Annotated in this window: 23 protein-coding genes and 2 tRNA genes; 16 read left to right on the plus strand and 9 right to left on the minus strand. The window is 70.4% G+C overall.

Annotated elements, in window-relative coordinates; all coding sequences use genetic code 11:
* The first annotated feature begins 34 nt into the window (after window positions 1–34).
* From HA039_RS18520 to HA039_RS18560, 9 genes are all read left to right on the plus strand, one after another.
* On the plus strand, window positions 35–1,174 hold the full coding sequence (locus HA039_RS18520; protein ID WP_167037066.1) for an acyl-CoA dehydrogenase family protein: 1,140 nt from the start codon (window positions 35–37) through the stop codon (window positions 1,172–1,174).
* A 129-nt stretch (window positions 1,175–1,303) separates the two neighbouring features.
* Window positions 1,304–2,620, plus strand: a complete 1,317-nt coding sequence (locus HA039_RS18525; RefSeq protein WP_167031036.1) for an aspartate aminotransferase family protein — start codon at window positions 1,304–1,306, stop codon at window positions 2,618–2,620.
* A gap of 2 nt (window positions 2,621–2,622) precedes the next feature.
* Entirely contained in the window at window positions 2,623–3,111 is a 489-nt protein-coding gene (locus tag HA039_RS18530) for a type II toxin-antitoxin system RatA family toxin (protein ID WP_167031038.1), read from the plus strand.
* 27 nt (window positions 3,112–3,138) lie between these two features.
* The gene (locus HA039_RS18535) at window positions 3,139–3,684 is read left to right on the plus strand and encodes a hypothetical protein (RefSeq protein ID WP_167031042.1); all 546 of its coding nucleotides are present in this window, start codon (window positions 3,139–3,141) and stop codon (window positions 3,682–3,684) included.
* Window positions 3,681–4,271: a flavin reductase family protein gene (locus HA039_RS18540; RefSeq protein WP_167031045.1), complete on the plus strand. Its 591-nt coding sequence runs from the start codon at window positions 3,681–3,683 to the stop codon at window positions 4,269–4,271. Before HA039_RS18535 ends, HA039_RS18540 begins: the two co-directional genes overlap by 4 nt.
* The gene (locus HA039_RS18545; RefSeq protein WP_167031048.1) at window positions 4,268–5,254 is read left to right on the plus strand and encodes a ferritin family protein; all 987 of its coding nucleotides are present in this window, start codon (window positions 4,268–4,270) and stop codon (window positions 5,252–5,254) included. Before HA039_RS18540 ends, HA039_RS18545 begins: the two co-directional genes overlap by 4 nt.
* Window positions 5,251–6,285 (plus strand): beta-ketoacyl-ACP synthase III, encoded by a 1,035-nt coding sequence (locus tag HA039_RS18550; protein WP_167031051.1) that lies wholly within the window; start codon window positions 5,251–5,253, stop codon window positions 6,283–6,285. The genes HA039_RS18545 and HA039_RS18550 overlap by 4 nt, the downstream gene beginning before the upstream one ends.
* 100 nt (window positions 6,286–6,385) lie before the next feature.
* The gene (locus HA039_RS18555) at window positions 6,386–6,616 is read left to right on the plus strand and encodes an acyl carrier protein (RefSeq protein ID WP_167031054.1); all 231 of its coding nucleotides are present in this window, start codon (window positions 6,386–6,388) and stop codon (window positions 6,614–6,616) included.
* Window positions 6,616–7,836: a beta-ketoacyl-[acyl-carrier-protein] synthase family protein gene (locus tag HA039_RS18560; RefSeq protein ID WP_167031057.1), complete on the plus strand. Its 1,221-nt coding sequence runs from the start codon at window positions 6,616–6,618 to the stop codon at window positions 7,834–7,836. The genes HA039_RS18555 and HA039_RS18560 overlap by 1 nt, the downstream gene beginning before the upstream one ends.
* A 94-nt stretch (window positions 7,837–7,930) precedes the next feature.
* On the opposite strand, the gene HA039_RS18565 is transcribed toward HA039_RS18560, so the two are convergent.
* Window positions 7,931–8,653 carry an AfsR/SARP family transcriptional regulator gene (locus HA039_RS18565; protein WP_243869547.1) on the minus strand — a complete coding sequence of 241 codons (723 nt, stop codon included), beginning with the start codon at window positions 8,651–8,653 and terminating at the stop codon, window positions 7,931–7,933.
* Window positions 8,654–9,391: 738 nt separating this feature from the next.
* Window positions 9,392–9,485: transfer RNA gene (locus HA039_RS18570), tRNA-OTHER, on the minus strand.
* Window positions 9,486–9,678: 193 nt separating this feature from the next.
* Here HA039_RS18570 and HA039_RS18575 point away from each other — a divergent pair.
* From HA039_RS18575 to HA039_RS18595, 5 genes are all read left to right on the plus strand, one after another.
* On the plus strand, window positions 9,679–10,674 hold the full coding sequence (locus HA039_RS18575) for a DUF2156 domain-containing protein (RefSeq protein ID WP_167031063.1): 996 nt from the start codon (window positions 9,679–9,681) through the stop codon (window positions 10,672–10,674).
* Between the two features lie 56 nt (window positions 10,675–10,730).
* A complete protein-coding gene (locus tag HA039_RS18580; protein ID WP_167031066.1) occupies window positions 10,731–10,892 on the plus strand; it encodes a hypothetical protein in 162 nt (53 codons plus the stop codon).
* A 237-nt stretch (window positions 10,893–11,129) separates the two neighbouring features.
* Window positions 11,130–12,245 (plus strand): fatty acid desaturase family protein, encoded by a 1,116-nt coding sequence (locus HA039_RS18585; protein WP_167031069.1) that lies wholly within the window; start codon window positions 11,130–11,132, stop codon window positions 12,243–12,245.
* A gap of 73 nt (window positions 12,246–12,318) precedes the next feature.
* Complete coding sequence (locus HA039_RS18590; RefSeq protein WP_243869549.1) at window positions 12,319–12,747, plus strand: hypothetical protein; 429 nt, start codon at window positions 12,319–12,321, stop codon at window positions 12,745–12,747.
* Window positions 12,748–13,002: 255 nt separating this feature from the next.
* On the plus strand, window positions 13,003–13,959 hold the full coding sequence (locus HA039_RS18595) for an FkbM family methyltransferase (RefSeq protein WP_243869551.1): 957 nt from the start codon (window positions 13,003–13,005) through the stop codon (window positions 13,957–13,959).
* 245 nt (window positions 13,960–14,204) lie between these two features.
* Here HA039_RS18595 and HA039_RS18600 read toward each other — a convergent pair.
* Window positions 14,205–14,297 (minus strand) — tRNA-Val (locus HA039_RS18600).
* Window positions 14,298–14,419: 122 nt separating this feature from the next.
* Entirely contained in the window at window positions 14,420–15,340 is a 921-nt protein-coding gene (gene mshD, locus HA039_RS18605) for a mycothiol synthase (protein ID WP_167031075.1), read from the minus strand.
* A 154-nt stretch (window positions 15,341–15,494) separates the two neighbouring features.
* On the opposite strand from mshD, the gene HA039_RS18610 reads away from it, so the two are divergent.
* A complete protein-coding gene (locus HA039_RS18610) occupies window positions 15,495–17,318 on the plus strand; it encodes a bifunctional metallophosphatase/5'-nucleotidase (RefSeq protein WP_167031078.1) in 1,824 nt (607 codons plus the stop codon).
* Between the two features lie 97 nt (window positions 17,319–17,415).
* Window positions 17,416–18,309, plus strand: a complete 894-nt coding sequence (locus tag HA039_RS18615) for a phosphatidylinositol-specific phospholipase C (protein WP_167031081.1) — start codon at window positions 17,416–17,418, stop codon at window positions 18,307–18,309.
* 26 nt (window positions 18,310–18,335) lie between these two features.
* Here the strand turns inward: HA039_RS18615 and HA039_RS18620 are convergent, their stop codons facing one another.
* From HA039_RS18620 to HA039_RS18640, 5 genes are all read right to left on the minus strand, one after another.
* A complete protein-coding gene (locus HA039_RS18620) occupies window positions 18,336–19,784 on the minus strand; it encodes a sensor histidine kinase (protein ID WP_425086360.1) in 1,449 nt (482 codons plus the stop codon).
* A complete protein-coding gene (locus HA039_RS18625) occupies window positions 19,781–20,518 on the minus strand; it encodes a response regulator transcription factor (RefSeq protein WP_167031084.1) in 738 nt (245 codons plus the stop codon). Before HA039_RS18625 ends, HA039_RS18620 begins: the two co-directional genes overlap by 4 nt.
* A gap of 197 nt (window positions 20,519–20,715) precedes the next feature.
* Window positions 20,716–21,747, minus strand: coding sequence for a S1C family serine protease (locus tag HA039_RS18630; protein WP_167031087.1), 1,032 nt, complete (start codon window positions 21,745–21,747; stop codon window positions 20,716–20,718).
* 246 nt (window positions 21,748–21,993) lie between these two features.
* Window positions 21,994–23,016 (minus strand): LacI family DNA-binding transcriptional regulator, encoded by a 1,023-nt coding sequence (locus HA039_RS18635; RefSeq protein ID WP_167031090.1) that lies wholly within the window; start codon window positions 23,014–23,016, stop codon window positions 21,994–21,996.
* Window positions 23,017–23,040: 24 nt separating this feature from the next.
* A complete protein-coding gene (locus HA039_RS18640; protein WP_167031092.1) occupies window positions 23,041–23,904 on the minus strand; it encodes a response regulator transcription factor in 864 nt (287 codons plus the stop codon).
* Between the last annotated feature and the right edge of the window lie 162 nt (window positions 23,905–24,066).

Raw genomic sequence — 24,066 nt, forward strand, 5'->3', positions numbered from 1 at the left:
GAATCGCACTCATCCATCGGAGGAAGCCTTGTCCCTGCGGTCTCTCGACCAAGCCCGCGCCGTGTGCGACCGGTACCACCCGGGGCTGCTCAAAGCCCTGGAGGAGATCCCGTACGACGACCGCGAGAAGCCGGGCGGCACGGCCCTCGACCTGTTCCGCTCCCACGGCGGCCCCGGCCTGCTGATACCGGCCGAGTTCGGCGGCCACGGCGCGAGCCCCCTGGAAGCCGTACGGGTGCAGGAAGCCCTCGGCGCGGTCTCCCCGTCGCTCGCCGCCGCCACGACCATGCACCACTTCACCGCCGCCATGCTCTACGCACTGGCCGACCGGCGGAACCGGCTGACACCGGCGCAGGTGGAGCTGCTGCACCGGATCGTGCCCGAGCGGAAGCTGATGGCCTCCGGCTGGGCCGAGGGCCGCACCCAGCAGAACATACTCGCGCCGACCGTGGCCGCGCGGCCCGTCGAAGGCGGCTACCGGCTGTCCGGTGCCAAGAAGCCGTGCAGCCTGTCGTCCTCGATGGATCTGCTGACGGCCAGCATCTCCGTACCGGGCGCCGACGGTACGCCCGAGCTCGCCCTCGCGATCGTGCCGGCCGACTCGGCCGGCCTGACCGTCCACCCCTTCTGGGGCAGCGACCTGCTCGCCGCCGCCGAGAGCGAAGAGGTGCGCCTGGAGGACGTGTTCGTACCGGAGGAGCTGGTGGTCCGTACCTCCGCCGACGACCCGAACCGGCTGGACGACCTCCAGACGGCCGGCTTCATCTGGTTCGTCCTGCTCATCGCGGCCGGATACACCGGAGCGTCGGCCGCCCTCGTGGAAGAGGTCGTCACGCACGAGCGGGGCAACCCCACCGAGCGCGCGGCCCTCGCCCTCCACCACGAGGCGGCCGTGGCGCTGCTGGAGGGCGCCGCACGCGCCGTACAGACCGGCGTCGGGGGCGAGGAAGCGGTGGCCGGCGCCCTCGTCGCCCGCTACACCGTGCAGGAGGCGCTGGTCGCCAACGCCAACCGCGCCCTGGAACTCCTCGGTGGCATGGACTTCATCAAGGGCTCCCCGCACTTCCGGCTGGCCGCGTCGGTGCGCCCGCTCGCCTTCCACCCGCCGGCCAGGCCCGCGGCCGCCGAGCCGCTGCTGCGCTACTTCGGCGGCGAGTCGCTTGAACTGGCCTGACGCGTGTCGGGCACGGCAACCGACGCCGTGCGCCCGGCCCACCGGGGACGACGGGGCCGCCCCCGGCCCGACCGTCCCCGTCCCCCACGATTCCCGCGCCCTCCGCACGTCCCCTTGGAGTGACATCTCGTGACCGTGATCCAGGACGCCCGGCCCGGTACCGGGCCGGCGCGCGGCGCCGGAGCACCGAGCCCGGAGGAGGAGATCCTCCGGCTCTACCGGGCCCACCTCAGCAAGGGCCGGGCGACGCTCGCCGAGCTGTTCGGCAGCCACATGGAGGTCGAGTCCTCCGGCGCGTGGCTGACCACGAGCGACGGGGAGCGCTTCCTCAACGCGGGCGGGTACGGGGTGTTCATCATGGGCGCCCGCCACCCCCGCGTGATCGGGGCCGTCGAGCGCCAGTTGCGTACCCACCCCACCGCGTCCCGCATCCTGCTCGAACCGACGGCCGCCCGCGCCGCCGAGGCACTGGTCTCGGTCATGCCCGAGGGCCTGGACCGGGTGCACTTCGGGTTGTCGGGCTCCGAGGCGGTGGAGACCGGGCTCAAGCTCGCCCGCGCCAACGGCTTCAAACGCACCGTCTCCATGAGCGGCGGCTACCACGGCAAGACGCTGGGAGCCCTCTCGGCCACCGCCAACAACGTCTACCAGCAGCCCTTCCGGCCGCTCGTACCCGACTTCCTGAACCTGCCGTTCGGGGACGCGGACGCCCTGGAGGCCGAACTGTCGGCCCACCCCGGCGAGGTCTGCGTCATCCTCGAACCCGTCCAGGGCGAGGGCGGGGTGATCATCCCGCCCAAGGGTTACCTGAAGCGGGTCGAGGAACTGGTCCGCGCGTACGAGGGGTTCCTCATCCTCGACGAGATCCAGTCGGGCCTGGGCAGGCTGGGCGAGTGGTGGGGAGCCGACGTCGACGGCGTCGTCCCCGACGTCATGCTGACCGGCAAGGCCCTGGGCGGCGGCGTACTTCCCGTCTCGGCGGCGGTCGCCACCCGCAAGGCGTTCCGGCCCTTCGACAAGGACCCCTTCCTCCACACCGCGACCTTCTCCGGACAGCCGCTGCTCATGGCCGCCGTCCAGGCGTCCATCGAGACGATCAAGGAGGAGCGGCTGGTCACCAAGGCCGTGGACCTCGGCGGCACCCTGCTGCCGAAGCTCACCGAGATCGCCCGCCGCAACATCCCCGACCTCGTGGTGGAGGTGCGCGGCCGCGGCCTGATGATCGGCGTCGAGCTGGTCGAGGCCGGCCTGGCCGGTGAGCTGCTGATCGAGCTCTTCAACCACGGTGTTGTCGCCAACCACTCCATGAACGGCAGCGCGGTGGTGCGGTTCACCCCGCCCGCCACCCTGACCGGCGCCGAAGTGCGCTTCCTCCTCGACTCGTTCGACAAGGCGACCCGCGAACTCGTGCGGGGCGCGGCCAAGATGCCGGAAGGCGGTAACTGATCGTGCGGCATGTCGAACTGAAGGCGCTCGTCCCCTCCGAGGACGCGCGGAGCGTCTTCGACGCGGTGATCAAGTGGGAGCGGTATCCCGAGCTGGCTCCGCACGTGCACACCACCGTCGTGCACGCCACGCTGCCGGCCGCGGAATGCGGCTCCAGCTGGGAACTGAACTTCCGCAGCGGGCTGCTGCGCTGGACCGAGCGGGACGAATTCTCGGTCGAGGACCTGACGGCCCGTTTCGAACAGACCGACGGCGACTTCGACAGCTTCACCGGGCTGTGGACGCTACGGCAGGAAGGAGCCGACGTCGCCGTCGACTTCGAGGCCGACTTCGACTTCGGCATCCCCAGCCTGCAGGGAATCCTCGATCCGATCGCCGAGCGCGTCATCAAGGAAAGCGTCGCCTGGGCCGTGACCGGCCTCTACCCGCAGAGTCGGCTGCTCGGCGACGCGAACCTCAGTGACGCCCGTCCGGGAATCGCCGCAGCGTGACCCGCTGCCCTCACAGGAGCTGAGCCCGTGGATCAGGCCAATCCGTTCGAAACCCCCCGTACGTACTCCCTGCACCGAGCCGAGTACCTCGTCGGCCTGGCCGTCACGACCGGACTGATGATCGCCCACCTGGGCGACATCCGCTGGGTACCGGCCGTCGCGCTGTTCTTGTACATCGACCTCATCGGGTACATCCCCGGCGCCATCGCCTTCCGGCGCAGCGGCGGCCGCCCGATCTCCAAGGTCTACTACGTGCTCTACAACGTCATGCACAGCCTCATCACGCAGGGCGCGGTCGCGGCCCTGTGGTGCTGGCTGATCGGGCCGGAGTGGGCGCTGCTGGTGCTGCCCTTCCATCTCTTCGGGGACCGGGGCCTGTTCGGCAACTTCCTGAAGCCCTTCGCGCTGCCCTTCGAACCGGTACGCCAGCCCGGCTACCTGCGGCTCCTGGACGACCTGGGGGTCAAGCACCCCAAGCCGGTCGGGCACGCGACCGATCCCGTCCCGGTGGGCCATGTCCCCGCGGCGCGGCCCGGCCCCGCCGAGCGCGCTCAGCGGGAGGCCGTGCGATGAACACCGCGCTGCGGCCCCGCACCGGGACGACCCGCGGGCACCGCACCCCCGACGACCGCCTCCGGCGGCGCCGGGCCCTGTACCACCTGACCTCCCCGGTGGCCGTGCTGACGGTCAGCCACGAAGGGCAGCTGCACGGCACCACGGTCAGCATGGTGACCACGGTGTCCCGGGAGCCGCTGCTGCTCGGGACCTGCCTCAGGCGCGGGTCGCACTTCGCCGGACTCGCGGCCGCCTCGGGCCGCTACGTCATCAACGTGCTGACGGCCGACCAGGTCGAGCTGGCCCGGTACTTCGCCGACAGCTCGCGGCCCGAGGGCGGAGCCCAGTTCGCCGGCCTGGGGTGGGAGACGGGACCGTACGCCCACGCACCCCTGCTGGACGGCGCGCTGGCCCACTACACCTGCCGGCTCGTCGGCTCCCCCGAGGTCGGGGACCACGACGTACTGATCGGCTACGTGACGCATGCCGCCGTGGGCGCGGGCGACCCCCTGGTCAGCTACGCCGGCGGACTGTTCACCGGCCCGCTCACCCCTGCCCGGGACCCCGGGCAGGCCCCTCAGAGCAGCGAGGAGACCGGATCATGACCGCGCCTGTGGCGCCCGAGGCCGACTGGGACAAGGCACCCGGTCTGCTCGACGGCGCGAAGGAACTCACGCTCGGCCCCGAGGAGTGCGACCTCTCCTACTGGATCACCTCCGTCGCGCAGGGAACCCTGCGGGACCGCGGCGACACCGGCCACCACGCCGACGCCGTCGTACCGCAGTTCCTCAAGGACCCCGGCCCGCTGCGGGACGCCCTCACCCTGGAGTTCGGCTTCCGGGCCCTGTCCGAAGAGATGGCCACCCGCATCCTGGGCCACTACGTGACCCTCGCGCCGGGCATCCCGGAGATGGAGTTCTACGCCACCCAGCTCCTCGACGAGGCCCGGCACGCCCGGGTCTTCCGCAACCACCTCGTCGAACTGGGACACCCGGCCGACAGCCTGCTGCGGGACATCGACGAGATGGCCGCCGACTACCGGCGCCGCGTGCTGGAGCCGGTGAAGGAGTTCACCGACGAGATCGTCACGAAGCAGGCCGACTTCATCGGCGGCGTCGCCGTCTTCGCCATCGTCATCGAGGGCGTACTCGCGCCCGCCGCCGAGCTGAGCGAGCGCAAGTGGACCCCGCTCTCGCCCGCCACCGGGGAGATCTCCCGCGGCACCGCCATCGACGAGATCCGGCACCTGACCGTGGCCAGCACCATCCTGCGCGACCACGTCGCCGAACACCCCGACTCCAAGCCGAGGCTGCTGGAGATCCTCCGGCGCGGCGTCCGGCTCTGGGACGAACTCCCCGACCGCGAGTACGTCCTGCCCCGCGAGGAGATGTTCCAGAAGGGCATGTACGAGCACGCCGACAAGATCGGCGACTACGAGTTGTGGCCCGGGGTGCGGATGCTCGACACCACCCCCGAGCAGCGCTACGCCATGGCCGAGCAGTGGACCGACGAGATGGCCGAGGTGCGCATGGCCTACATGGGCCTCCCCGTCGAGGTGCTGGCCGGCGGCCAGGAGAGCACCGGATGAGCACGGAGCCCGGCGGGAAGCGGGCTCCCGTGACGAGGGCCGCCGTGATAGCGGGCATCGGGTCGTACGTACCACCCGGTGTGGTGACCAACGACGACCTGACGGCCCGGCTGGACACCTCGGACGAGTGGATCCGCAGCCGCACCGGAATCGCCACGCGCCACGTGGTCTCCCCCGGCACGGCCACCTCCGACCTCGCCGTCGAGGCCGGGCAGCGGGCCATGAAATCGGCCGGCAGCGCGGACATCGACGCGGTGGTGCTCGTCACCACCACGCCGGACCACCTGTGCCCGGCCACCGCCCCGGCCGTGGCCGCCCGGCTCGGTCTGACCGGCGTACCGGCCTTCGACGTGGCCGCCGTGTGCACCGGCTTCCTCTACGGCCTGGCGACCGCGTCCGGGCTGATCGCGGCGGGCATCGCGGAGCGCGTGCTGCTCGTCGCGGCCGACGCGTTCACCACCCTCATCGACCCCGACGACCGCACCACCGCCGTGATCTTCGCGGACGGGGCGGGCGCGGTGGTGCTGCGCGCCGGGGAGCCGGGCGAACCGGGCGCGGTGGGACCCCTGGTCCTGGGCAGTGACGGCGCCCTCGCCCACCTCATCGAGGTGCCGGCCGGCGGCTCGCGGCAGCGCTCCTCGGGCCGCGTCGCACCCCCGGAGGACCACTTCTTCCGGATGCGGGGCCGCGACACGTACCGTCACGCCGTGGAGCGCATGACCGCCGCCTCGGCGGAGGCGGTCCGGCGCCGCGGCTGGCGGCTCCCCGACATCGATCGGCTTGCCGCGCACCAGGCGAACGCCCGCATCCTCACCGCGGTCGCGGACCGGTTGGAGATCCCGGCCGGACGCCGGCTGTCCAACATCGAGAGCGTCGGCAACACCGGCGGCGCCTCGATCCCGCTGCTGCTGTCCCAGGCGGCGCGGGACGGCCGGCTGACCGGCGGACAGAAAGTGCTGCTCACCGCGTTCGGCGGCGGGCTGACCTGGGGCGCGACCGCCCTCACCTGGCCGGACCTCACCCCGTCCTGAGCCCTCGCGCCACCGCTCCGTCGCGCTCCACCCGTACATCCGCGTCCACGCACCGGCGAACGACGCCCAGCCATCAGGACAACTGTCGAAAGGTTTCGCCATGTTCGAGCAATTCAAGAGCCTCCTCGTCGACAAGCTGAAGGTCGCGCCCGACCTGATCACGCCCGAGGCCACCCGGGAGGACATCGAACTCGACTCCCTCGACGTCGTGGAGCTGTCCCTGATGCTCAACTCCGAGCTGGGCCTCACCATCAGCGACGACGAACTGCTGGAGGCGGCCACCGTCGGCGACATGGTGGCGCTCATGGAGGAGCGAGGCGCGAAGATCTGATGGCCGGTATCGATGTCGCCGTCACCGGGGTCGGTATGGTCACGCCCGGTGGCGTGGGGGTGGTGCCCACCTGGGCAGCCGTCCGTTCGGGGCGTTCCCCGGCCGCCTTCGACCCCGTGCTGGAGTCGAATCCGGTACGGATCTCCTGCCGGGTCCCCGGGTTCGACCCGGATGCCCTGCTGGGCGCCCGGCGCGCACTGCGCCTCGACCGTTTTGTGCAGTTCGCTCTGGTTGCCGCGCGCGAGGCGCTGGCCGACGCCGGGCTGGACACGAAGACCTGGGACGGGGCCCGCGTCGGCGTCGTGCTGGGCAACGGTGACGGGGGGCCCGAAACCGTGGAGGCCCAGCACCGGGTCATGCTCCGGGACGGCCCCGGCCGGGTGTCGTCGCTGCTGCTGCCCATGCAGCTCCCCAACATGCTCGCCGGCCAGGCGGCCATCGAGTTCGGGGCCACCGGCCCCAACCTCGTGGTGTCGACGGCGTGCGCCTCCGGTACGACCGCCATCGGCGTCGCCCGCGATCTCCTGGCCCTCGACCGCTGCGACGTGGTCCTGACCGGCGGGAGCGAGGCGCTGATCACGCCGCTGGCGATGGCCGGGTTCGCCCAGATGGGCGCCCTTTCCCGGCGCGAGGACGACCCCGCGGCCGCCTCGCGTCCCTTCGACGCGGACCGGGACGGATTTGTCGCCGGCGAGGGCGCCGGCATCCTGATCCTCGAACGGCTCCGGGACGCCCGCGCCCGCGGGGCCCGGGTCCGGGGGCGGATCGTGGGGTACGGGGCCTCGGCCGACGCCCACCACATGACCTCGCCCCATCCGACGGGCGCCGGGATCGAGTCGGCCGTGCGGGCCGCCCTCGCCGACGCGGGCGCCGGCCCGGGCGACGTGCAGCACGTCAACGCGCACGGTACGTCCACGCCCCTCAACGACCTGGCGGAGGCGAGGATGCTGAAGCGGACGCTCACCGGCGATCCGCTCGTCACCTCCACCAAGGGCGTGACGGGACACCTGCTGGGCGCGGCGGGTGCGGTGGAGGCCATCCTCACGGTGCTGTCGGTGGACCAGGCACTGGTACCGCCCACGGCCAACCTGACCCACCCGGATCCCGGCATCGACATCAAGATCGCCGTTTCGGAGACGTCCATGCCGATCGATCTGGCCCTCAGCAACTCCTCGGGCTTCGGAGGACAGAACGCGGTACTGGCGATCGCCGCCGCCTGAACCGCCGCCTGCCGCCTGAGCCGCCGCCCCGCGGCCGGACCGGGGCAGCCGACCCTCCACCGGGTCGGCTGCTCCTTCCGGTCTGTCCGCGGCGTCAGGGTCTTCGGGCGCCGGTCAGGTCGGACTCGAGCCGGCCGCGGCCGCTTCCCAGGGAGAGGGCCGGGTCGTGGGACAGGATCGCGCGCTCCACGCGGCGCAACGAGGGAGAGGGCTGTACACCGATCTCCTCGGAAAGGTGCTGCCACATGCGGCGGTACGTGTCCAAGGCGTCGGCCTGGCGCCCGGACCGGTAGAGCGCGAGCATGAGTTGCTCACAGAACCGTTCCCGCAGCGGGTTGCTGATGTGCGTCTCGTGGAGTTCCGCGAGGATGCGCGAGTGGTGTCCCGCGTCGAGTTCGGCATCGAACAGGAGCTCCCGCGCGCGCAACCTGTGCTCCTCGAAACGAGCGCCGGCGAGCCGGCACACGGTGCCACCCGGGAGCTGACCGAAGACGGGCCCGCGCCACATGGCCAGCGCGGACCGCAGCAGGTCCGCCGCCTCGGCCGGGTGAGTGAGCATCGCCATCTCGGCCTGCTGGACCTTGCGGAAGAACTGGGCCGCGTCGAGCTCGTCGTCCTCCACCGCCAGCCGGTAGCCCGAGGGATGGATCGTCAGGCGGGATAAAGAGCGTTCGGGCTCCAGGGCTCTCAGCCGGCGGCGTAGTCGACTGACGTGTGCCTGAAGTGCGTTGGTCTGGTTGTCGGGGGCCGAATCCCCCCACATCTCATTGATCAGAACTTCCCCACCGACGGCCTGCCGTTCACTGATGAGCAGCACCTGGACAAGAGTCCGCTGCAGGTCGCCGGGTATTTCTACTTGGCCTGCCTCCGTATAGATCTCTAGCGCTCCGAGAATCGAAAAGCTAAGCACATCGTGCTCCCTTGCCGTTTGAGGTGTGGTAAGGAATACGGACGTGATCTTGCCTTCAGGATCGATGGCGTGGAGATGCGGAGCGGACCGTCACAAATGTTTCGGCCTGCAGAATACCCAATCCCCGATTTTTTCATCGATATGGTCAGTATCGATGTGAACGCCGCATCAGTTGCGGCGCGGTCCGACGTGGCGTTGCACGTGGATCTTGCCATACTATCATTCGCGCGGGAAGGTCATATTTGTGCTGTGGGCATCGAAGTAACCCGTGCCGCGCACGTGCCGGCGCAATGTCTCGTGGGTCGATATCTGGACTGGCCGAAAGCTTTCGCCCGGTCGCGGGCATGCGCTCACGCAATCAGTACCGCTGGGACCGGGTGTGCGCGCCGGCTGGGGACAGCGGCCGCGGCCAGGGTCGCATTGAGGTGAGTTATGGGGTCATTCTGATCGTTCGTGTGCAGATGGCGCAATCCGCACCGAATCCGGAAGGCCCTCAATCATTCAAGATCGCGGCGGCGTGCGATCCGTCAGTGATTTGCGTGGACAGAACATCCAGATCACCCGAGGTGCACCGAACCGTTCCGCCGGACCTGTCCCTCGGGCGGGCCGAACCTGAGCCCGGTCGGCGCGTGAAGCGCGAATTTGCGGAGAGGGCAGGATTCGAACCTGCGCGGATCCATAAGACCCGACCGTCGAGCCGAAGCTCAGGTCCCCGATAAGCCGCTCCGGGCACCTCTCCAGAACCAGTACCAGAACCGGATCCGGTTTCGTTTTCGGTCCGGACCGTTCATGAGAACAACGATGACACGTACCTCTGATGCGATCCTGACGTAGGCCTGACGTGCCTCCGACATCCCCGCGTTCCCCCCTTCCGGTGTTCCGTCGTTCGGTGCTCTACTTTCCTCGTTCATTCTTCGGAGAAGGAGGACCACGTGTCCGCGACCGAAACAGACAGTCTGGTTCTCCGGGCCGTCCAGAGATACACCCACGCCGAGAACCCCAGTTCTTTCCTCGCCCTGAACGAGGGAAACACCATATTCAGCGTCTCGGATATCGACGGGGTGATCTCCTATCGCCGGGCCGGCCGCTACGCCGTTCAGTTCGGCGGCCCCTTCGTCGACCCGGCCTCCTACGACGCACTGCTCGAACGCTTCGTCGCCCACGTACACGAAGAGGGCCTCGGCCTCGTCGGCGTACAGCTCCAGCGCGACGACGCCGAGGCGTACGCCCGTCGCGGCTTCACGGTCAACCAGATCGGCGCCTCCTGGGCCGTGCGCATCCCCGAACTCACCCTGCGCGGCACCCGCTTCATGCAACTGCGCAACAAGATCTCCCGGGCGCACCGCAACGGCCTCGAGATCCAGGAGGTGCCGGCCTCGGAGTGGCAGGACGGCCTGACCGCGATCGATCGCGCCTGGCTCGGGTCCAAGGGCGAGGGCGCCCGGCCCCTGGAGTTCCTGGTGGGCCAGATCGGTGGTGAGATGCAGCCGCTCCGCCGCCTCTTCGTCGGCACCATCGGAGGCGCGCCGGTGGCGTACATCTCGTACTCTCCCGTGTTCGGTTCGCGCTCCGGCTGGATGCACGACCTGAGCCGCCGGATCCCGGACGGTTCCCCCGGCCTCATGGAAGCCATCAACGCGCACGCCATCGAGGTCTTCCGCGCGGAGAAGGTGGAGTGGCTGCACTTCGGCTTCACGCCCTTCACGGGCCTGGACGCCGGCCATGAAGTCCCCGGCCACAGTCCCGCCTTCCAGTGGCTGATGGCGTTCCTGTGGGCCGAGGGCGCCGCGCTCTACCCCGCGCGGACCCAGCTGGCCTACAAGCAGAAGTGGGCCGCGGACGTCGTCATCCCCGAGTACGTCGCCTTCGAGGGCCACGCCGATCTCGCCGGCTTCGCCCACATCTTCCGGGCCAGCAACGCCTTCTGACCCGCGGCCGCGCGAACGGTGCCCCTCCCACGTCACCATCCCGAGGAAGGAAGACCATGCCCGACGATTCCCGGACCACGGACGAGCTGCGCCACTTGATGGTCGAGCAGCTGATGCGCGTCATGGGGCTCCCCGACGACGAGTCGGTGGCCCACGAGGCCGACCGGGTCCTCCTGGCCCTGGACGACCGGCTGCGCGAGGACACGGCAGCGGCCTGACCTCCGCTGTCCCCGACCGGGTCAGCCCAGCATCAGGATCGCGTCAGCGCGGTAGGCAAGGCTGGGGCGCACATGAGCTCGCGGAGCGCGCGGCCCACCGCATTCCCGCGGTACGAGCGCGGGCAAGGTCGCGACGACCATGCGGTTTCCCTTGCCGTCGTCGCGCAGCCTCCTGATCCTGGGCGGCTGCCGAATCAACGCCTCACCACCAGGCGTACAAGCCCAAGGAGTCACCGTATGTCGTCGTCGTACGTCCCCCACCAGAACGACCTACCCGAATCACAAGGCACGCGCCGGTCGTCCCCGGCCGAACGGAACGCGGGCGCCTCCGCGACGTTCTCCGACCTTCTGAAGCGCGTGAAGGCCGAAGGCCTGATGGACTTCGACCCGCGCTACTACGTGGGCCGGCTCACGGTCAACGCCCTGCTCCTCGCCGCGGGTTTCACGGCGTTCTTCCTCCTGGGCGACTCCTGGTGGCAGTTACTCGTCGCCGCGTGGATGGGGCTGTGCGGGACACAGTGCGCGTACATGTTCCACGACGCCGGCCACAAGGCGATGTTCCGCGACAAGCGGGTGGCCACGGTCATCGGATACGTCCACGCCAACCTGATCAACGGGGCGAGTTACGGCTGGTGGGTCAACCACCACAACCGCCATCACAGCAACCCGAACCATCTGGACATGGACCCGGACATCGGGCGTCGGACCGCGATCTTCGACATCAAGCAGTACGCCGCCCGCCGCGGCGTCGCGCGGTTCATCGTGCGCTACCAGAGTGTGCTGTTCTTCGTGCTGCTGGTGCTGGAATCGCTCAAGATGAGCAAGACGGCCGTGAAGGCGATCGCGGGGGGCCAGACCAAGCGTCCGCTGCTGGAGGCCACGCTCATCCTGCTCCGCGCGGTGATCTACCTGACCCTGTTGTTCACCGTGCTCTCCCCGCTGCTCGCCGTCACCTTCCTCGTCGTCCAGCAGTTCGTCCAGGGCCTCTACTTCGGCATGATCTTCGCCCCCAACCACAAGGGCATGGAGGTCCGTGACGGCGAGGCCGAGAGCCTGGACTGGCTGGAGCGGCAGGTCCTGACCTCCCGCAACATCCGGCCGTCGTGGATCGTCGACTTCATGTACGGCGGTCTCAACTACCAGGTGGAGCACCACCTTTTCCCGTCCATGCCGCAGAAGAACCTGCCCCGTGCCCGGGAACTGACGCGTGAGTACTGCGCGGAGCACGGCGTGCCGTACCACGAGGTCGGTTTCTGGGCCTCGTACCGGGAGGTCGCCGGCTTCCTGCACAAGGTGAGCGCGCCGGTACGCCGGGGCGAGGCCGAGTTGGCCGTGCAGCGCCGCGCGGGCTGAGACCGGCATCCGTGAGGCCTTCCGGCCGGCGGCATCGAAACGAAGATCAGCGAAATCGACCAACGAAAGGGAAATGACCATGCCCTCGGCCCAGTACGCCGGATCGGCCGCGTCAGTTCGGAACAGCGGCTCCGAGAGTGTCGTCCGCCTCGCGCTCAAGGCGGACGTGATCCTCACCGGTGCCAACGGCATCGGCTACCTCGCGCTCGCCACCGTGCTCGACAGCGTCCTCGGGGTCTCGACCTCGGCCCAGCTCCCCATCGGTGCGTTCCTGACCGTCTACGCGCTGGGCGTGCTGTTCGTCACGACCCGGAGGACGATCAGCAAGCCCGCGGTGGTGGCGATCATCGTGCTGAACCTGTTGTGGACGGTGGTCAGTGTGGTGGTCGCCGTGACCGGGGTGTTCTCGCCGACCGGCATCGGTACGTTCTGGACCGTCGCGCAGGGTCTGGTGGTCGGCGCGATCGCCGTCTTCCAGTACGTCGGGCTGAAACGAATGTGACCGGGCGGGGGCGGGCGCGCCGACGCGCCCGCGCCACCGACGGCCACGGCCACCGCCGGCGTAACCGCCGACTCTTGATTCTGGAGACGAGGAGCTGCCATGTCAGATCTGGGCCAGTCCGCTTTACCGGGGCTATCCGCCGCCGAGGTTTCCGCGGTCTATGACCTGCTTCTGCGCTTTCCGGGAGTGGCTCGCGCCCAGTTGGTCCGGAGCGATTCAGGACACCTCGAGGCCCGGGTCCTGGGATGGGACCGAATGGAAGATCCCCCCACGGGCGGGCCGCTCTGCCAACTCGCCCAGATCAACCCGCACGAGACGCGTTTCCTGCACGACGAGATCTTCGGCGCCGAGTCCTATCTGCAAGGAGGCATCATCCTCCGCGAGGATTCCGTCGTCTTCGACGTGGGCGCCAATATCGGCATGTTCAGCCTGTTCGTCGGCGCGCGCTGCCCGTCGGCCGAGGTCTTCGCCTTCGAGCCGGTCGCCGACGTCTTCGACCCGCTGCGGCGCAACCTGGAACAGCACGGCGTCTCGGCCCGGGTGTTCCACCTGGGTCTGTCCGACGTCGACCAGGACATCACGTTCAACTTCTACCCCGGCATCTCGATCATGTCGTGCCAGAGCGACTACGCCGACCTGGAGAACGAGGTCGGCCTGATCAAGAGGTACGTCGAGAATGCCCGGGAGAACGGCCCCTCCGGCCGGGACGCCCACCTGGCTGAGGTCGAGAGCCTGGTGTCCGAGCGCTTCGAGCTGACCGAGCGCCGATGCACCCTGCGTCGTTTCTCCACGGTGATCGACGAGTCCGCGGTGTCGCGTGTGGACCTGCTCAAGATCGACGTCCAGCGGGCCGAACTCGACGTTCTCCACGGCATCGACGACCGGCACTGGCCGCTGGTGCAGCAGATCAGCATGGAAGTGCACGACGAGGAGGGCACCCCGACCGAGGGGCGGGTGCGGCAGGTCCGGAGTCTGCTGTCCGGACAGGGCTTTCGCGTCGCGGTGGCCGAGGAGGACCTGCTGAAGGGCACCGGCCGGTACGCCGTGCAGGCGGTCCGGCCCGAGTACGCGAACGACCCGCGCCCCGTGGCCGCCGCCGCGGGATCCGGCCGGCGGCTGGACGCGGGACCGGTGCGTGACTGGCTGGCCGAGTGGCTGCCGGAGCACCAGGTGCCGCACCGCGTCGTCGTGGTCGACTCGCTCGCTCCGTGAACTGACCTCCGCGGCAAGCACATCAGCCGGAGACGGAGGAGCGGGCGGGGCACGGCCGACGGCCGTGCCCCGCCAGGCGCGAGAAAGGCGTACGGCACGGCACGGCGATCTCGGTGATCATCGGAATCTCCGGCATTACGCCATGAGAAGCAGCATCGAAAAGGGCTGACACCGCGCCCTCAGGCTCGGTGTCAGCTCAATACCCAGGCTCAATACCCAGGATATCCGTGGGATTCACGCGGAGGCGGAGAGGGCAGGATTCGAACCTGCGTAGGCCGGTGAGGGCCTGATATGGGCGTGAGCCCCGATCCCCGATAAACCACTCCGGGCACCTCTCCCTGTTCCCGTCCCGGTTTCCCGTTCCGTTCACAAGGAAGATACTGCCAGACACCGCTGACATTCCCCTGATGGCTTCCTGACGTGCCTCGAAGCGCCAATCGTCCGGCGGGATGCCCCGCGGTCAGGACTCCGTGCGGTACATCAGGTCCACCTCGTGCGTGACGAAGCCCAGCCGCTCGTACACCGTCACCGCCGCCGTGTTGTCCGCGTCCACGTACAGCATCGCCGTCGGCAGCCCCGCCGCCGCGAGATGCCGCAGGCCGATCGCCGTCAGCGCCTTGCCGAGGCCGCCGCCCTGCGCGTCCGGCCTGATGCCGACCACGTACACCTCACCGAGGCGCTCCTCGTCGTGCACCTTCGTCCAGTGGAAGCCGACCAACTCCCCGTCCCGCTCGGCCAGGAAGAAGCCCGCCGGGTCGAACCACGGCTCCGCCTTCCGGTCGTCCAGGTCCCGTTGCGTCAGCCCGCCCTGCTCCGGGTGGTGGGCGAACGCGGCCGCGTTCACCGCCAGCCAGGCGGAGTCGTCCCGCCCCGGCACGAACGTACGGACCGTGACCCCGGCGGGCAGGACCGCCTCCGGGATGTCCAGGGGCTCCAACGGCCGCCGCAACTGGCGCAGTTCACGGAACAGCGACAGGCCGAGCACCTGGGCCAGGTGCCGGGCGGCCGACTTGCCGCCGTGCGCCCACACCCGCAGCCGCTTCCCCGACGCCGCCAGCAACGCCGTCCCCAGCGCCCTGCCGTGCCCCCGGCCCCGGCGCTCCGGGTGGACGACCAGCTCGGCGGCCGGCGCCTCGACCGGATCGGTGTCCTCCAACTGCGCGTACCCGACCAGCTCGTCGCCGACGGTGAGCAGGAAGTGCCGGACCCCCTCGCGGTGCCCGCCGCGCAACTGGAGCCTGCCCTGCTCCGAAACGGCCTGCACCGCGTCCGAGGCGGCCGCCGCCGCGAGCAGGGCGAGGACGTCCTCGGCCTGCCCGGGGGTGAGGGCGTCAAGGGTCTGGATCTGCCGGCCGGGCTCGCGAGCTGCTGCTTCAGTCATGCGTCGAGGGTACGGCGAGGCCGCGCGCGTCACCGGTATCCGTACCCGCAACCTGCTCGTAACCCCCGGACCCCTGTCGCGCTACGCGCGTAAATCGTAGGCTGCGCCTCGCAATCACCCACAGGTTTCTCATGCAGGACTCACAAGGGGAGCGATGTCAACGACACCGCAGAAGAACCGTGCGGCCCGGCGGGCTCTCGCCGCCGCCGCAGGCCTGGCCACCGTCGCCGCGCTGATCGCCGCGACGCCGGCCGCCGCCACGTCCCACGGTCACGGGCACGGCGGGCACGGCGGCCACGGCCACCACAAGCCCAGCACGGTGGACCTCCAACTGCTGTCCTTCAACGACCTGCACGGGAACCTGGAACCGCCGAGCTCCTCGGCCACCGTCAACGAGAAGCAGGCCGACGGTACGGTCAAGCCGATCCTCGCCGGCGGTGTCGAGTACCTGGCGACGTCGCTGCGCACCGCGCGCAAGGGTCACCCCTACTCCATCACCGCCGCGGGCGGCGACCTGGTCGGCGCGAGCCCGCTGCTGTCCGGGCTCTTCCACGACGAGCCGACCATCGAGGCGCTCAACAAGATCGACCTCGACGTGACGACCGTCGGGAACCACGAGTTCGACGAGGGCGCGGTCGAGCTGGCCCGCCTCCAGAACGGCGGCTGCCACCCGACCGCGGGCTGTTACGAGAAGGGGCGGAAGTTCAAGGGCGCGGACTTCCCCTACCTCGCGGCGAACGTCACGTCGGAGAAGACCGGCAAGCCGATCCTCAAGCCGTACACGGTCTGGAAGAAGAACGGCGTCAAGGTCGGCTTCATCGGCGTGACCCTGGAGGGCACCCCGAACGTCGTGACCGCCGAGGGCGTCAAGGGACTCAAGTTCCACGACGAGATCGAGACGGTCAACAAGTACGCCAAGGAACTGGACCGGCAGGGCGTCAAGTCCATCGTCGCGCTGATCCACGAGGGCGGGCTGCCCGCGTCCTCGTCGTACAACTACGACTGCGACAGCCCGGCCGCGGGCGGCGGGCTCTCCGGCCCGATCGTCGACATCGCCAAGGGCATCTCGCCCAAGGTCGACGCGCTGGTCACCGGTCACACCCACAACGCGTACGTCTGCACGATCCCCGACCCGGCGGGGCAGCCGCGCCTGGTGACGTCGGCGTCCTCGTTCGGCAAGCTCTACACGGACACCACGCTCACGTACGACCGCCGTACGAACGACATCGTCCGTACGGCCGTCGACTCGGCGAACCACATCGTCCGCCGGGACCAGCCCAAGGCGCAGGACCTGACGGACCTCATCACCTACTGGAACAGGCTGGCGGGCCCGGTCGCGGGCACCCCGCAGGGCTTCATCTCGGCGGACATCGACGGGCGCAGCGCCACGACGTCGGAGTCCCCGCTCGGTGACGTCATCGCGGACGCCCAGCTCGCCGGGACGGCGGCGCCCGAGAAGGGCGGCGCGCAGGTCGCGTTCATGAACCCGGGCGGCATCCGCGGCGACCTCGTGTACAAGGCGTCGGCCCTGGAGGGCGACGGGGTGGTGACGTACGGGGAGGCCTTCACGGTCCAGCCGTTCACCAACCTGATGAACGTGGTGGACCTGACCGGCACGCAGCTCGTGACCGCGCTCCAGCAGCAGGTCAGCGGCCTGAACGAGGCCTCGCCGAAGATCCTCCAGGTGTCGCACAACCTCGCGTACACGCTGGACATGACGAAGACCGGCGCGGCGAGGGTCGTCACCGACTCGATCCGGCTGAACGGCGCGGCGATCGACCCGGCGAAGACCTACCGGGTCGCGATGAACGAGTTCCTGGGCGGCGGCGGAGACGGCTTCGCGGCCCTGGGCCAGGGCACGAACAAGCTGGTGGGCCCGTCGGACCTGGAGCTGTTCAACGCGTACCTGGCGGCGAACTCGACGGCGACGGCACCGCTGGCCCCGCCGGCGGCGAACCGGATCACGATCATCAAGTAGCGCGCGGAGCGGGCAGAGGAGGGGCGACAGGCCGAGAGGCCTGTCGCCCCCTTTCGGCCGGTCGCGCTCATTCCTCGGCTACGGAGGCACCCCCCACATGAGCACTCACTTCGGTACGCGCCGGGCGTTTCTCGCCGGTGCCCTCGCCCTGTCCGGTACCGCCCTCGTCGGAGCCGGCGGTACCGCCGGGGCCGCAGTCGCCTCGCCCGCCCTTGCTCCGCAGGACTGGATGGGTGGCTTCCCCGACGCCACCCGGTTCCCGGCTCTCACCATTCCCGGCACCCACAACTCCGGCGCCCGCGTGGGTGGTTTGTACGTCGCCTGCCAAACCACCGGCATCGCCGAGCAGTTGGCCAGTGGTGTCCGGTTCCTCGACATCCGCTGCCGGGCGTTCCAGGGCTCCTTCACCATCCACCACGCCGCCTACTACCAGAACCTGAACTTCGACGACATCCTCGCGCCCTGCCGGGACTTCCTCCGCGCGCACCCCTCCGAGACCGTCCTCATGCGGGTCAAGCAGGAGTACTCCGAGGAGAGCGACGAGACCTTCCGGCGCATCTTCGACACCTACCTCGACGACAAGGGCTGGCGTTCCCTCTTCCGCATCGGCGACGGGCTGCCCACGCTCGGGGAGGCGCGCGGCCGCGTCGTCCTGCTCGCGGACAACGCGGGGCTGCCCGGACTCCGGTACGCCGACAGCGCGTTGTTCGACGTCCAGGACGACTACGGGGCCGAGCCCATCGCCAAGTACTCCCGGATCGAGGCGCAGTTCCGCAAGGCCGTCCAGCAGCCCGGCAAGCTGTTCGTCAACTACGTCAGCACCGCGGCCCTGCTGCCGCCCCGCTGGAACGCCGACCGCCTCAATCCGCAGGTCCACACGCTCCTGGACAGCGCGGGCGCGGCCGGCTGGCGCGGGCTCGGGATCGTACCGCTGGACTTCCCCGCCACCCGGCCGGGGCTGGTCGAGGCCCTCCTCCGGCACAACGGCTGATCGGCGAGGCTCGCTACCGCGTCTCGCTACCGCATCTCGGGTGGCGGAGTCCCCGCCCCCGGGATGCGGATCGTCGCCACCGTCCCGCCGCCCGTCGCCGGGCGCAGCGTGATCTCGCCGCCCGTCTGCTGCACCGTACGCGCCACGATCGACAGACCCAGCCCCGAACCCGGCATCGCCCGCGCCGACGGGGAGCGCCAGAAGCGTTCGAAGACGTGCGGCAGGTCCTCGGCCGGGATGCCGGGGCCGTGGTCGCGTACGGTCAGCGCGCCCCGCTCGTCCAGCGAGACCTCGACGGCCCCGCCCGGCGGGCTGAACTTCACCGCGTTGTCGAGGACGTTGACCACCGCCCGCTCCAGCGCCGCCGGTTCGGCCCGTACGTACCAGGACGACAGCTCCGCGTCGATCGTCAGGTCGGGGCCGCGCAGCCGGGCGCGGTCGAGCGCGCTCTGCACGACGTCGTGCAGCGCGACGACCTGGAGCGGCCCCGGGTCCGTGGCGTCCGGCCGCGAGAGCTCCTGGAGGTCCCCGATGAGCGAGGCCAGTTCGGTCATCTGCGCCTTCACCGACACCATCAGCGCCCGGCGGTCGTCCGGCGGGATCGCCCGGCCCGTCTCGTCGCTGCGCGCGAGGAGTTCGATGTTCGTACGGAGCGAGGTGAGCGGCGTCCGCAGCTCGTGGCCCGCGTCGGCGATCAGCTGGGACTGCCGTTCGCGGGACGACGCGAGCGCCGCCGTCATGGAGTTGAACGCCCCCGACAGCCGGGCGATCTCGTCGTCGCCCTCCACCGGGATACGGACGGTGAGGTCCTCGGTCTGGGCGATGTGCTCGACCGTCCCGATCAGCCCGTCGACGGGCCGCAGCCCCGCGCGCGCCACCCACAGCCCGGCCGCGCCCGCGCCGACCACGCCGATGCCGGCGACGGCGGCGAGGAGGAGGGCGAGGCGGTTGAGGGAGTTGTCGATCTCGCTGAGGGGGCGGGACACGGAGACCGCGACCTTGGCCAGGACGGGCTGGACGCCGGGGAGGGCGGGCAGGCGGATCACGCCCTGCTGGGTGAACACCCGTACCGTCGCGCCCTTGTCGGTGGTGCTGTCGTGGAGCGAGGTCTCCCGGACGGAGCTGTTCGCCACTGCCTGGTCGGAGGCGTGGACCTTGACCGGCTCCGAGCCTCGCGCCACACATCGCTGACCGTCCGCGAGGACCACCTGGAAGTTGGCGAACCCGGGTGTGGCAGCGGCCTGCGCGTCGGACCCGCTGACGCAGTTGTTGACGGCCTCCGTAGCGGTGTCCCTCAGTTGCGACTCGCTCGTGTTCCGCAGCGAGTTGTCCAGCTCGCTCTGCAACTGCGCCCGCGTCAGCAGCCAGCAGGCCGCCGCCACCGCCGCGACCGCGACCGCCACCGCCGTCGCGACCAGGAGGGCCAGCCGCGAGCGCATCGGCAGCGCCCGGAACCGGCGTACCGGAGCGATCACTCCTGACCGCCGGAGGCGACCTCGGCGCGCAGGGCGTACCCCACCCCTCGCACGGTGTGGACCAGTCGCGGTTCGCCGCCGCTCTCCGTCTTGCGGCGCAGGTACATCACGTACACATCCAGGGAGTTGGAGCTCGGCTCGAAGTCGAAGCCCCACACGGCCTTCAGGATCTGCTCACGGGTCAGCACCTGTCTCGGGTGCGCGAGGAACATCTCCAGCAGGGTGAATTCGGTACGGGTCAGCTCCACCCGCCGCGTCCCGCGCGTGACTTCCCGGGTCGTCAGGTCCATCCGCAGGTCGGCGAAGGCGAGGACGTCCTCCTCGGGGACGCCCTCGGTGGCCGCCGCGTAGGAGCTGCGGCGCAGCAGGGCCCGGATCCGTGCGAAGAGCTCGTCCAGTTCGAAGGGCTTGACCAGGTAGTCGTCCGCGCCCGCGTCGAGGCCGGTGACCCGGTCGCCGACGGTGTCGCGCGCGGTCAGCATCAGGACCGGGACCTTGGAGCCGCCGGCCCGGAGGCGGCGGGCGGCGGTGAGGCCGTCCATGCGGGGCATCTGGATGTCGAGGACGATCAGGTCGGGGGCGTAGGCGGCGGCCTTGGTGAGGGCGTCGAAACCGTCGACGGCGACCTCGGTCCCGTACCCGTCGAACGCGAGGCTCCGCTGGAGAGCCTCGCGCACGGCGGGCTCGTCGTCGACGATCAGGATCCGCTGGGGATCGCCTTCGGCGGGACTCATGTCGGTCGCTTCTTCCGGCAGGAGGGACAGGGAGGGCGGGGCGGGGGCGGGGTGCGGCCGGCGGTGGTACGTCGCCGCTGCCGACCCGCCTCGTGCCCGCTACCAGCCTCGCACGGCCCGTGGTGTGGGTGGCGTAGGTATGGGGGGTATGGGGGCTGTGACGGACGACCCTCGGTCACGGGCGGCCGCCGCGGCCCTCAGTTGGTTCCGCCGTCCCGCAGGCTTCCGAGGTCGGCCTTCACCGTGTCGACGGGGATGGCGAAGCCGAGGCCCACGTTGCCCGCCTGCGAGCTGCTGGTGTCGGAGCCGGAGGCGAAGATCGCCGAGTTGATGCCGATGATCTGGCCCTGCATGTTGATCAGCGCGCCACCGGAGTTGCCCGGGTTGAGCGACGCGTCGGTCTGGATCGCCTTGTACGTGGTGGTCGAGTCCCCGGTGTCCCCGTTGAACTGCTGTCCGCCGAACTGGAACGGCCAGCCGCCGCCGCCCTGCTGTTCCTGCTGCTGTTGCTGGCTCTGGTCGGTCTCCTTGGGCACGGTCACGTCCCGGTCGAGCGCCGAGACGATACCGCTGGTGACCGTCCCGGACAGGCCCTCGGGCGAGCCGATCGCCACGACCTGGTCGCCCACCTTGACCTGGTCGGAGTCGCCGAGCGTGGCCGTCCTGAGGCCGCTCGCGCCCGCCAGCTTGATCAGGGCGAGGTCCTTGGCGGGGTCGGCGCCGACCACGTTCGCGGTGTACGTCCTGCCGTTCGTGAGCTGGACCTTGACCGCCGAGGCGCCGGCGATGACGTGGTTGTTGGTGACGATCTCGCCGTCGGAGGTGAGGACCACTCCGGAGCCGGTCGCCTCGCCCGCGTCGGAGGTGGCGTTGATCTCGACGATCGCGGGGGAGACGGCCTTGGCGACACCGGCCACGGTGCCGAGGCTGCTCTGCGAGACGCTCGACGCGCTGATCGTCGTGGAGGCGGTGCCGGAGGTGTCGTTGGAGTGCTGTTCGACCAGCGCCGCCGTACCGCCGCCGACGACGGCCGCCGCCACGGCCACCGCGGCGAGCAGTCCGACCGGGCCGCGGAGCCGGCGGGCGGTGGTGGTGCCGCCGTGCCCGTGATGCGCGGGAACGCCGGGCTGGTACGGGGGAGGCGGGGGGAACGCGGGGTCCCCGAACCCTCCCTGGGGCTGGTGTTCTTCGCTGTCCTCGCCGCCGCTGCGGCCCCAGTAGTTCGTCATGCATATGACTGTCGTGGCCGCAGATGAGAACTGGCTGAGGAGCCTGTGAGAAGCCCGACAGAACCCTGTATGCCCGATATAAAGGCCGAAGGCCGCCGAGATGGAGGACGAAGGGCCTGGGGCCGGTCGAGGCGGAAGGTCCCGGGGTGGGAGCGCGAAGGTCCCGGGGCGGGGAGGACCAAGGTCCCGCGGGCGGACCCGCTCCGTGAACCCCGCCGTACGACCTGCGCACGACCTACAACAGCCCTACGAGCACCCGCACGACCGGCGCACGATCAGCGCCGACGGGAACTGCTTCACCCGCTCCCGCCGCGACCCCGCCACCCGCAGCCCCTCGTCCAGCACCAGGTCCACCGCCGCCCGCGCCATCGCCGGCCGGTCGGACGACACCGTCGTCAGCGGCGGGTCGGTGAGCCCCGCCTCCTTGACGTCGTCGAAGCCCGCCACCGCCAGCTCGCCCGGTACGTCCAGGCGCAGTTCGCGGGCCGCGCGCAGCACGCCGATCGCCTGGTCGTCGGTGGAGCAGAAGATCGCCGGGGGCCGGTCGGGCCCGGCCAGCAGGCCGAGCGCGACCTCGTACGCGTCGTAGCGGTTGTACGGGGCCTGGAAGAGCCGGCCCTCCACCGAGCGGCCGGCCTCCAGCATCGCCCGGCGCCAGCCCTCGACATGGTCGGCCACCGGGTCGCCGACGGCCGGGGTCTCCTCGATGCCGCCGAGGCACGCCACGTACGGGTGCCCGTGCTCCAGCAGGTGGCGCGTGGCGAGCTGGGCGCCGCCGACGTCGTCCGTGACGACGGCGACGTCGTCCAGCGACTCGGGGCGCTCGTGGAGCAGGACGACCCGGGCGTCCCACGCCTCGACCTCGGCCGCCGCGCGCTCGCTCGGGCCCTGGCTGACCAGGATCAGCCCGGACACCCGCATCCCGAGGAAGGCCCGCAGGTAGTGGACCTCACGCTCGTCGCGGTAGTCCGAGTTGCCGACCAGGACCATCTTCCCGCGCTCGGCCGCGGCCTGTTCGACCGCGTGCGCCATCTCCGCGAAGAAGGGCTGCCGGGCGTCGGGCACGATCATCCCTATGAGATCGGTCCGCCGTGAGGCCATCGCCTGCGCCACCCGGTCGGGCCGGTAGCCCAGTTCCGTGATCGCGGCTTGTACCCGCTCGCGCGTGGCCGGGGCTACCGGCCGGGGTCCGTTGTTGATGACATAGCTGACGACCGCGGTCGAGGTCCCCGCCAGTCGTGCCACATCGTCCCGCGTCACCTTGGCCACGCGCGGCAGTCTACGCGTGGTGACCTACCTCTTGGCAGGCCGTCCGGCAGCTTCCCTCTCGGCTTCCCTCCCGGCGGAGTTTCCCGCGCCGTTGTCCGTACGGGAGTCCGTACGCGCGTCCGCCCGGCTGTCGGTACGGGTGTCCGTCCGGGCCTCGGCACGGGCCAGCGCCGCGGCGGTGGCCTTCGCCTTGGCCTCCTCGGCGGCCCGTTCGACCTTCTCCGGGGTGACGAAGCGGTATCCCACGTTGCGTACGGTCCCGATCAGCGACTCGTGCTCGGGGCCGAGCTTGGCCCGCAGGCGCCGTACGTGGACGTCGACCGTCCGCGTACCGCCGAAGTAGTCGTACCCCCACACCTCTTGGAGGAGCTGGGCGCGCGTGAAGACCCGGCCGGGGTGCTGCGCGAGGTACTTGAGCAGCTCGAACTCCTTGAAGGTCAGGTCCAGGACCCGGCCCTTGAGCTTCGCGCTGTAGGTGGCCTCGTCGACCGACAGGTCGCCGTTGCGGATCTCCATCGGGGAGTCGTCCGCGGAGATCTGCTGGCGGCCCATCGCGAGCCGGAGCCGGGCCTCGACCTCGGCGGGGCCCGCGGTGTCGAGCAGGACGTCGTCGATGCCCCAGTCCGCGGTGACGGCCGCGAGGCCGCCCTCCGTCACGACGAGGAGCAACGGGCAGCCGGGCCCGGTGGACCGGAGCAACTGGCACAGCGAGCGCACCTGCGGGAGGTCGCGGCGGCCGTCGATGAGGATGACGTCGGCACCGGGGGTGTCGACGAGAGCGGGGCCTTCGGCCGGGGCGACCCGCACGTTGTGGAGCAGCAGTCCGAGGGCGGGGAGCACCTCCGTCGACGGCTGGAGGGCGTTGGTCAGGAGCAGCAGAGAACTCATCGCCGCTCACCTGCCCCGGTGGAGCTCGGGTCGTACGTGGAGCTGGTCTCGTACGTGGAGCTGGGGTCGTGCACGGTTCGCTTGCCCATTACGTCGGTTCCTCCTCGGTCCCTGCGAGGACGTATGCGGCACTGCTGGTGTTGCGGTGTTCGTAATGCTGCG

This window comes from Streptomyces liangshanensis, from assembly GCF_011694815.1.
Classification (GTDB): Bacteria; Actinomycetota; Actinomycetes; order Streptomycetales; family Streptomycetaceae; genus Streptomyces; species Streptomyces liangshanensis.

What these genes read in the sequence shown, in the direction of transcription:
- HA039_RS18545 (WP_167031048.1), top strand. Translation starts at nt 4,268, where the DNA reads ATGACCGCGCCTGTGGCGCCCGAGGCCGACTGGGACAAGGCACCCGGT.
- HA039_RS18615 (WP_167031081.1), top strand. Translation starts at nt 17,416, where the DNA reads ATGAGCACTCACTTCGGTACGCGCCGGGCGTTTCTCGCCGGTGCCCTC.
- HA039_RS18585 (WP_167031069.1), top strand. Translation starts at nt 11,130, where the DNA reads ATGTCGTCGTCGTACGTCCCCCACCAGAACGACCTACCCGAATCACAA.
- mshD (WP_167031075.1), bottom strand. Translation starts at nt 15,340, where the DNA reads ATGACTGAAGCAGCAGCTCGCGAGCCCGGCCGGCAGATCCAGACCCTT.
- HA039_RS18590 (WP_243869549.1), top strand. Translation starts at nt 12,319, where the DNA reads ATGACCATGCCCTCGGCCCAGTACGCCGGATCGGCCGCGTCAGTTCGG.
- HA039_RS18625 (WP_167031084.1), bottom strand. Translation starts at nt 20,518, where the DNA reads ATGAGTCCCGCCGAAGGCGATCCCCAGCGGATCCTGATCGTCGACGAC.
- HA039_RS18595 (WP_243869551.1), top strand. Translation starts at nt 13,003, where the DNA reads ATGGAAGATCCCCCCACGGGCGGGCCGCTCTGCCAACTCGCCCAGATC.
- HA039_RS18630 (WP_167031087.1), bottom strand. Translation starts at nt 21,747, where the DNA reads ATGACGAACTACTGGGGCCGCAGCGGCGGCGAGGACAGCGAAGAACAC.
- HA039_RS18550 (WP_167031051.1), top strand. Translation starts at nt 5,251, where the DNA reads ATGAGCACGGAGCCCGGCGGGAAGCGGGCTCCCGTGACGAGGGCCGCC.
- HA039_RS18640 (WP_167031092.1), bottom strand. Translation starts at nt 23,904, where the DNA reads ATGAGTTCTCTGCTGCTCCTGACCAACGCCCTCCAGCCGTCGACGGAG.
- HA039_RS18560 (WP_167031057.1), top strand. Translation starts at nt 6,616, where the DNA reads ATGGCCGGTATCGATGTCGCCGTCACCGGGGTCGGTATGGTCACGCCC.
- HA039_RS18540 (WP_167031045.1), top strand. Translation starts at nt 3,681, where the DNA reads ATGAACACCGCGCTGCGGCCCCGCACCGGGACGACCCGCGGGCACCGC.
- HA039_RS18610 (WP_167031078.1), top strand. Translation starts at nt 15,495, where the DNA reads ATGTCAACGACACCGCAGAAGAACCGTGCGGCCCGGCGGGCTCTCGCC.
- HA039_RS18580 (WP_167031066.1), top strand. Translation starts at nt 10,731, where the DNA reads ATGCCCGACGATTCCCGGACCACGGACGAGCTGCGCCACTTGATGGTC.
- HA039_RS18555 (WP_167031054.1), top strand. Translation starts at nt 6,386, where the DNA reads ATGTTCGAGCAATTCAAGAGCCTCCTCGTCGACAAGCTGAAGGTCGCG.